The following is an 8,116-nucleotide window of genomic DNA, read 5'->3' as shown; positions in this document are numbered from 1 at the left end:
CAAGCCCAAGTACGTCCAGTACGAGGGCTTGCACCCGGCACGCCGAGAGCACGCACCGCGGTGACACAGCCGCTCCGCGGCGGGCGCTCCTTGACGGGCAAACGTTGCCTACCGGGGCACTAGATCGTTGAAGACCTCGGTGTCCGGGCGCCGTGCGAGCGGCCGGTGGCCCCTGCCGGATGACGCTGTCGGTAGGGGCCCTGCGATCCGTGCCTTCCGCTGAGTGGCCGCTGTGGCCGTGCCGGGATGCCGGGCTTACGGGCAGTGGAGCGAGCCGGTCAGCAGGGACGTGAAGACCTGCCGACCGTCCTGATGCCCCGTCACCTCGATGGCCGCCAGGTCGCGTTCCTGCGAGGCGGTGGGTGTCGCCTCGATGATGCACGCCTCGTCGAACTCCGCGTAGCGGTGAAAGACGGTGGAGATCGCGGACGGTGTGATCGTGTACGGGCGCATGAGCCCGCACGTGGCCTGCCGGGCCGCCTCCAGAAGGACCATCCCCGGGTAATGGTCTCCCTCGTGGTCGAACAGGACCGGATGGTCCGGATCCGGCTTCAGCAGCCAGCGGTTGGGCTGCTCGGTGGGCGAGAGCACCACGTCCTCCGGCCGGTCGCGTCCGACCGTGGCCGGCGGCATCGTGGGGCGCGGCAGGCCACGCCGGCTGCTCAGGTCGCAGCCGAGGCGGCTGCCGCGCAGCCGCCGGTAGACGGCGGGCGAGATGCAGGTGAACCGGCCGCCGCCGACGGCGACAACGGTGCCGCCGCGCCGTATGGACAGCTCCATACGGAACCCGGTGGCCCTGCCACCCCGAAAGGTGATGTCCGTGCACACGGCGCTCAGCTCGATGTCGGTGGGCGTGGAGCCGATGTGCAGCTGATCGAGCTCGGTGCTGAACCAGAGATCCCACATGACGAAGTGGTACCCGAGCGGTACTCCGAGTTCGGCGTGGGCCAGGAACAGGCCGGCCTGACGGAACGTCTCAGCTGTCAGCAGCGGGTCGTGACGGCTGCCGTCCGCGGCCTGGAAGAAGGTGTGCGCCCGCGGCCACTGGCCGGAGAGCGAGAAGTGGTTCTCGCTCTGCCTCGCACACCTGGTGAGGAAGACCTCGGCCAGGCTTGCGCGGTGGACGTACTCCTTCGGGACTGTGGTGGTCAGCCCGGGAACGGCAGGTGCCGGAACATGGGTATGCAGCGAAGTCATCTCGATCCCCCGTTGAGTGCGCTGAAAGCGTGTCCGAACGCATAAGATACGGACCTACCGGTTTGGTTCTCAATTGCGGCCTGGCAAAGGAACGGTCAAGTGTTCGGATTCCGTGGCCCGGACGCGGCGGCTCGGGATGCATGGCTCCGACGCCGAATGATCTCAGCCGACCGGTAGCGAAAAAGGCCCCATTTCCTTTGAGGTCACGGGAAGCCGATCGAGGGAAGAACCGGCCGTCCCTGCTCTGTCGGGCTGGAGGGTGCACTGGCCACCGGGGTCTCCTGGCGGCCGGTGGGGAACCTGTGGCCGGCCACAGGTTCCGTACGGACTCCCAGGAACAAACGGGTCGATCGGCCGAGCATCGACAAACCGCATGGCCTGTTTTTAATCGGTGTTCTACTCGCCGTCATGGCGAGAAATTCGACGACGCTTACGGCGGCGACAGGGGAATTGGGGTGGGCATTCAGGTGCTGGGACCCTGGAGGGCGAGGGGAGAAGGGGCGCTCATAGCCCTCGAGTCGCCGAAGGCGTCTGCTGCTGAGGCCCTTGCTCCGTGGAGCGGCGCACCCCTGGGTGCCGGTGAACCCCGAGGCAGGCTCCGCCCGGTACCGGTGTCGAGCTGAGCGGCACCGCTCGCAAGGTGTTATATCACCGCCCTGTCGCCGTTCTGGAGCGAGTGGAAGCCCACTTGACGAGGGCTCAAGGAACCGCGTGTGGCCGATTTCTGGCCGTTACGGTGCGGCAGTACACCCGCTCTTCGAACGCATGCTCGGGGAGAAGAAGACGCGAAGGGGGACGGATACATGAGGATTCAGATACTGGGTCCACTCAGTGCCGAGATCGGTGGTGTGCCGATCGCGCCGACAGCGAGCAAACCGCGACAGATCCTGGCGCTGCTCGCGCTGTACCCAGGCCGTGTGATGCCCGTACCGACCCTGATGGAGGAGATCTGGGGCGGCGAACCGCCGGTAAGTGCCCTCACCACCTTGCAGACCTACATCCTTCAGCTGCGCCGACGGCTCGGCACGGCCATGGGGCCCGACTCCCCGCGCAACGCCAAGGATGTCCTGGCCACTCGGCACGGGGGATATGTGCTGCAGATCTCCCCCGACAGCGTCGATGTGCACGCCTACGAGCGGCTCGTGGCCGCGGGTCGTGCGGCGTTCGAGGCCGGCGATGACGCGCGCGCAGCGGAAACGCTCCGTCAGGCGCTGGACCTTTGGCAGGGCCCGGCTCTGGTCGACGTACGCGTCGGACCGTTGCTGACCATCGAGACGGTCCGCCTGGAGGAAAGCAGGCTCGGCACGATGGAACGGCGGATCGACGCGGAACTGCGCCTGGGCAGGCACACGGAACTGATCGCCGAACTCAGGGACCTCATCGCGCGCCACCCCCAGCACGAGGGGCTGCATTCGCAGGCCATGCTGGCGCTGTACCGATCGGGCCGACAGGCCGCGGCACTCGACGTCTACCGGAAGCTGCGCGTACGGCTCATCGAGGAACTGGGCGTGGAACCGTCGCCTCAACTGCAACGCCTGCACCAGGCCATGCTGAGCGTGGACCCCGCCCTGGACGTCGCCGCAGGCCCTCGCCGGGCCTCGACCTTCGACCTCTACACAACCTGACTCGGTCAACCGTTGTGACCGCTTCGAGCCCGCCTCTAGCACCGTCGGCAAGGCTGATGGGGCCCGCTGAACCAGGGCCAAGGAGGGGCGGACATGGCGAACAAAGCGGCACTCGTACGGCTGTACTGCTTCGCGCACGCAGGAGCCGGAGTCTCTGCCTTCCGCGGGTGGGCGCGCCCCCTGGGTCCCACGGTCGAGACCGTGCCCGTGCTGCTGCCGGGCCGGGAGAGCCGACGGCGTGAACCGCGTCTGACGGACCGGACGGCACTCGTCGCCGATCTGCTGGAACGCGTCAGGCCCGAGCCGGACCGGACGTACGTCCTGTACGGGCACAGCCTGGGCGCCATGGTGGCCCACACCCTCACCCAGGCCCTTCAGGAACGGGGCCTCCCGCTTCCCGCCCTGCTGGCCGTCGGGGCTTGCCCGCCGCCGGACCAGGCCAGCGAACTGTCCGACAACTGCCACACCTTCGACGCCACTTTGATGGACCGGCTCCGCATCATGGGGGCCGTGCCCGACGGCGCGGTGCCGGGCGACTACTGGCACCGGGCGTTGCTGCCCGTGCTGCGCGACGATCTGCGCCTGGCGCACGCGCTCCGCGTCGCGGCCCGCCGCACCGCGGCCCTCGACGGCCGGGTGCCGGTGCCGCTGCTCGCCGTCTCCGGAAACCGCGACCCGCTGGCCCCGCCTTCCGTGGTCGACGGCTGGCGCGGATGGAGCGCCGGTCCGGTGGTGACGCGCACGGTCGCCGGCGACCACTTCTTCGTACGAGAAGACGCGCTGCCCCGCCTTCTCGGGCGTGCCATCCGTGTCGTACGGCGCCTTGGTTGCGCCCCGGCCGCGGAAGGGCCGGGCGTCCTGGCCACGCGCCACGGTGAGCTACAGCGGCCCGGCTCACGAGCCTTCGTGGCCCGGTGATACGCGTGGCGTCCCCGCCGGGACCCGGGCCGCCGCCCGGTGCCGCGTCAAGCCAGGCACCGCTGATGACCTCTCACAGACCAACTCACCGCTGAACGTGCTCGGCACGAGAAAAGAGAGAGCCACCGATGCAACCGCTCGACATCAAGGATCTGGTCGTCCTGCTGCGCACCAACGCCGGTGACAGCGACACCTACGACCTGGACGGCGATGTCCTGGACGTTCCGTTCTCCGAGCTCAACTACGACTCGCTGGCCCTGCTTCAGGTCACCGGCGCCATCGAGCGCGACCACGGCGTCGCCCTCGACGAGGAGGCCCTGGAGGAGGCCGAGACCCCGCGCCAGTACCTCGGCGTCGTCAATCAGGTGCTCGCAGACGCTTCCCGCGCGGCCTGAGCGACGGCGTCCTCGGACACCCGTTTGCACGCGCAGGGGGGGCGGTCCCATGTGCCGCCCCCCTTTGCGTGGTGCCCGGATTCAGCAGGCGGCCAGGTCGGGACCGTGCCCGGCTCCCGCGTGGCCACCACCGTTCTCGACTCCCGCTCCACCGGGGCTCGAGGGGTGGCGCATACGGTCGTCCCCCGCAACGAGAAGGGGGTGAACGCCGATGCCCGCACCGGCCGTGCACCGCACATCGCATCGGATCGAGGTGGCCGCACCCGCCGGAGTCGTCTACGGGTTCATCGCAGACGCCAAGCACTGGCCGCTGTTCTGCGCCCCGAACGTGTATGTGGAGCAGCTGGACCTGGAAGGCCCCGAACAGCGCCTGCGCATGTGGGCACTGAACAGTGACGGCGTGACGTCCTGGGTCACCCGGCGCACGCTCGATCCCGGTGCGCGGCGGATCGAGTTCCGCCACGAGACGGGCTCGGGAGCCGTGGACGGCATGCTCGGCATCTGGAGCGTCGAGCAGTTGCCCGGCGGTTCCTCGGTGCTGACGCTGGTGCGCGAGTTCCCGACGGTGGACGATCGTCTCCCGGCGGACCCGATCGGCGACGCCGCCATCCGCAGGCACATGGCCGACCTGAAGCGCCTCACGGAGAGCTGGACCGTCCTCGACGAGCTGGTCCTGACCGTCGAGGACGCGGTACGCGTCGACGGACCCGCAGAACTGGTCTACGGCTTTCTGTACCGAGCGGGTGCCTGGACCGGCAGCATTCCAGGACTGAGGGATGTCCACCTGGACGAGGACGTACCCGGCATCCAGATGGTGCGCACCACGGCCGAGGGCGCCGAGAAGAGCCGCGCCGTACGCCTGTGCTTCCCCGGCGCCGGACTCATCGTCTACAGCCTGACCGATCCGCCCGCTCTGATCGCCGGGCAGGCCGGCGAATGGTCGGTGGAGCCCGACCCTACGGGAGTGAGCGTGCGCGTGCGGCACCAAGTGGTGCTGAACGAACAGGATGTCACCCGCGTCCTGGGGGAGGACGCCGACCTGTCCGACGCCCGCCGGTATGTCCGCGAGACCATCACCCGGGACAGCGCCACGCTGCTCGGACTCGCACGCAGGCACGCGGAGGACGCGGCCGACGCGCTCGGGCTGCACGTCCCAGGAATGTCATGACCACTACCGCAGAGGCGCGCACTGCCTACCGGAGCACCGAACGGCGCACCGCCGCTTCCGGCACCGTCGACGAAGACAGCCCCCCGGACGGACCGGTCACCGGCGCCCTGCGCCGGGCCGCTCGTCTGGACGCCCTGCTCGGCGACCCGTACGACCCGGCCAACGCGCATGGCTTCGCGGCGTTCGTCACCGCCGCGCAGGACCGCCGACCCCCATGGGCGACCGAACGGCTGCTCGCCGAGGCAGGGCTCGCATCCGAGTTTGTCCCTGCGGGCCACGGCGGCACCCTGACCCGGGCCGACCTGCTCATGAAGGTCCTGCGGCCGGTGTTCCGGCGCGATGTGGCGCTCGGTTTCGCCGGCGGCATCACCTCGCTGTTCGCCTCCTCCGCGGTATGGGCGGCCGGCACCGCCGAACAGCGGCACACCATGACTCGGCTGCTCCTGGGCGGCGGACGGGCCACCGTGGTGCATCCGGGGCTCGCGCCGGCGGGCGGGGTCCGACGCGAGCAGATCAACGCCTGGCGCCGCGCCGACGGCGCGGGCATGCTCCTCGGCGGCAGCAAGGCCGTCGTCCCGGACGCGGCCCGAGCGGACCTCTACCTGGTCCACGCACGCACCGCCGCCTCCGGTCCCCGCACCCACTCCGTGCTGCTGGTGGACCCTGCGCGGCTGCCCCCCGGGCGGATCCACCGGTTGCCGCGCGTGGCGACCGAGGGGATGCGCGGAGCACTCTTCTCCGGGCTGCGGTTCACCGAGTGCCCGGTACCTGACGACGCCCTCGTGGGCGCTCCCGGGGACGGGGCCGCCCTGGCACTTCGTATGAACCAGGTCAACCGATGCCTGGTCGCCGGGGCCGTGACCGCAGCCGTCGATCCGGTCCTGCGGTCCGCCGTGGGCGCGGCCACCGACGGGCGCTGCGGGCCACCGGCCCGCCGCTGGCACCGGCCGCTCGCCGGAGTCTTCACCGACCTGCTCGTCTGCGACGCCGTGACCACGATGTGCCTGCGGGCGGTCGGCGCGCTGCCCGACCGGACCCATGTGCCGACGGTCGCCGCCACCTACACGGTGTCCACCCTGCTCCAGGACGGACTGGAGGAACTGGCCGCGGTGCTCGGCTCGCACCGTCGGCCCGGTGACGACCTGCTGCACGGCATCCTCGCCAAACTGGTGCGTGATCTGCCGGCCGCGGGTCTCGGCCGCGAGGGCGCCGCCGCCTGCCAGGCGGTCATCGTGCCTCAGCTGGGCGGCCTCGCCAACCACTCCTGGTTCATTGAGGAGGAACCGCCCGCCGAACTGTTCCGCGGCCCTGCGGACGTGCCGCCGCTGAACCACCGGGCGCTGGCCTTCGCCGGCGGCGGGGACTTCCTTGCCGCCTCCCTGGTCGGCGCCGCCGAAAGGTTCACCCGGCCGGGCCGCGGCGGGGGCCGCACCAGGCTGCTCGCGCGGATGGCGCAAGCCTTCGGCACGGAACTGCGTGCGCTGCGCGATCAGTGCGCCCTGCTGCCGGGCGGGTTCGGCGAAGCCCTGTCCGGTCCCGCGGCCTGCGCCTTGAGCGACCGCTACGGACTCGTCGTCGCGGCCGCCGCCGTTCTCGCCGTCCGGGAGGGGCAGGAGGGCGACGATCCCTTCCTCGCCGAGGACGGCTGGGCCGTCCTCGGCCTGTCCCGGCTCGGTCGCAGGCTGGGGCTCGCGCTGCCGGACCCACCTCAGGACTGCGTGACGGGCGTCCTCGACGAACTGCTGCGCCGCCATCGCACGGGGCGCGGCCTTGACCTCGACGGCATCGCGCTCACGCTGGGAGCCCGGGAGGAGCCGACCGAATGACGCCAGGGCCCCGCATCACCCCACCCGTGCACGTGGCGGGACCGGCCGGACCGTGGGACGAGGTTCGGGAGGGGATGCACCGCCGCGGCAACGCGGTGGTGTTCACCACCTGGGGGGAATGGCTGAGCGCCGTCGTCACCGAGCCCCGACTGCGCCTGCTGCTCGGCCGGGACTGGCCGCGTTACCGGCGTACCGCCGATCCCCAGGTGCGACACCGGTTCGTCGCCGCGCGGCTGGTGCTGAAGCACACGGCGGCGGCCGCGCTGGGCACCGAAGCCGCCGAACTCGACCTCGCCTACAAGATCGGCGGGCGGCCCCATCTGCGCGGGCTGGGGCAGGTCGATGTGGGGCTGTCCCACACCGGCGAGCTCATCGTGGTCGGCATCAGCCGCGGCGGACGGATCGGCGTCGATGCCGAACCGCTCTCGCGCACACTGACCTTGGACGTGATGCGCCGGCGCATGTGCACGCCAGCCGAACGGGCCTTCCTGAGCGGCCTGGACGGCCCGCGACAGACAGCCGCCCTGCTGCGCCTGTGGACGCTGAAGGAGGCGTACACCAAGGCGCTGGGGCAGGGACTGCGTCTGGCGTTCGACGAGTTCGGTTTCCCCCCGGGCGTGGAGGGAGAACTCCCCGACGGCCACGACAGCGGGCTGCTCGCACCGGACGGCGGCCCGGCGGAACGCGGCGCCTGGGCGTTCGGCACCTACCGGGCACTGGAGCGCTATCTGGTCACCGTGGCCCGCTACGACCAGGCCCCCCGCGCGACGCCCTGGGCTGCCGGGCAGACCGTGGCGGACGAGAGGTCCATGAGCCTCGTCGCGCAGTTGCTGCCTGTGGAGTTGTCCGCGCCGACAGCACAGCAGCCCCGCTCGGCAGGCGCTTGAGGATCCGCGGGACGGGGCCGCCGACCCGGCAGGACGGCGGGGCCGAAGGCCATGGCCTGAGCGTTCCTCGAGCAGTCTCTGCTCCACTCCCCGCCGCGAT

General features: G+C 70.9%; 7 protein-coding genes. 6 read left to right on the top strand and 1 reads right to left on the bottom strand.

The window, feature by feature from the left end; all coding sequences use genetic code 11:
- Positions 1-255: 255 nt before the first annotated feature.
- Positions 256-1,197 carry a ScbA/BarX family gamma-butyrolactone biosynthesis protein gene (locus tag OP79_RS30315; protein ID WP_033324703.1) on the bottom strand — a complete coding sequence of 314 codons (942 nt, stop codon included), beginning with the start codon at positions 1,195-1,197 and terminating at the stop codon, positions 256-258.
- Positions 1,198-2,000: 803 nt separating this feature from the next.
- Here OP79_RS30315 and OP79_RS30310 point away from each other — a divergent pair.
- From OP79_RS30310 to OP79_RS30285, 6 genes are all read left to right on the top strand, one after another.
- A complete protein-coding gene (locus OP79_RS30310) occupies positions 2,001-2,822 on the top strand; it encodes an AfsR/SARP family transcriptional regulator (protein ID WP_033324701.1) in 822 nt (273 codons plus the stop codon).
- Between the two features lie 93 nt (positions 2,823-2,915).
- A complete protein-coding gene (locus OP79_RS30305) occupies positions 2,916-3,740 on the top strand; it encodes a thioesterase II family protein (protein ID WP_063742022.1) in 825 nt (274 codons plus the stop codon).
- Between the two features lie 128 nt (positions 3,741-3,868).
- Entirely contained in the window at positions 3,869-4,135 is a 267-nt protein-coding gene (locus tag OP79_RS30300) for a phosphopantetheine-binding protein (protein ID WP_033324699.1), read from the top strand.
- Between the two features lie 211 nt (positions 4,136-4,346).
- Positions 4,347-5,303 carry an aromatase/cyclase gene (locus OP79_RS30295; protein WP_033324698.1) on the top strand — a complete coding sequence of 319 codons (957 nt, stop codon included), beginning with the start codon at positions 4,347-4,349 and terminating at the stop codon, positions 5,301-5,303.
- A complete protein-coding gene (locus OP79_RS30290) occupies positions 5,300-7,129 on the top strand; it encodes an acyl-CoA dehydrogenase family protein (protein ID WP_063742020.1) in 1,830 nt (609 codons plus the stop codon). Before OP79_RS30295 ends, OP79_RS30290 begins: the two co-directional genes overlap by 4 nt.
- Positions 7,126-8,016 carry a 4'-phosphopantetheinyl transferase family protein gene (locus OP79_RS30285; protein WP_063742018.1) on the top strand — a complete coding sequence of 297 codons (891 nt, stop codon included), beginning with the start codon at positions 7,126-7,128 and terminating at the stop codon, positions 8,014-8,016. Before OP79_RS30290 ends, OP79_RS30285 begins: the two co-directional genes overlap by 4 nt.
- Positions 8,017-8,116 lie beyond the last annotated feature (100 nt).

It is taken from the genome of Streptomyces yerevanensis (assembly GCF_000716805.1).
Taxonomy (GTDB): domain Bacteria; phylum Actinomycetota; class Actinomycetes; order Streptomycetales; family Streptomycetaceae; genus Streptomyces; species Streptomyces flaveus.
This window is presented reverse-complemented; position numbering and strand designations above follow the sequence as displayed.

Excerpts from the sequence above, each read along its gene's own strand:
- OP79_RS30315 (WP_033324703.1), bottom strand. The coding sequence starts at position 1,197 with ATGACTTCGCTGCATACCCATGTTCCGGCACCTGCCGTTCCCGGGCTG.
- OP79_RS30310 (WP_033324701.1), top strand. The coding sequence starts at position 2,001 with ATGAGGATTCAGATACTGGGTCCACTCAGTGCCGAGATCGGTGGTGTG.
- OP79_RS30305 (WP_063742022.1), top strand. The coding sequence starts at position 2,916 with ATGGCGAACAAAGCGGCACTCGTACGGCTGTACTGCTTCGCGCACGCA.
- OP79_RS30300 (WP_033324699.1), top strand. The coding sequence starts at position 3,869 with ATGCAACCGCTCGACATCAAGGATCTGGTCGTCCTGCTGCGCACCAAC.
- OP79_RS30295 (WP_033324698.1), top strand. The coding sequence starts at position 4,347 with ATGCCCGCACCGGCCGTGCACCGCACATCGCATCGGATCGAGGTGGCC.
- OP79_RS30290 (WP_063742020.1), top strand. The coding sequence starts at position 5,300 with ATGACCACTACCGCAGAGGCGCGCACTGCCTACCGGAGCACCGAACGG.
- OP79_RS30285 (WP_063742018.1), top strand. The coding sequence starts at position 7,126 with ATGACGCCAGGGCCCCGCATCACCCCACCCGTGCACGTGGCGGGACCG.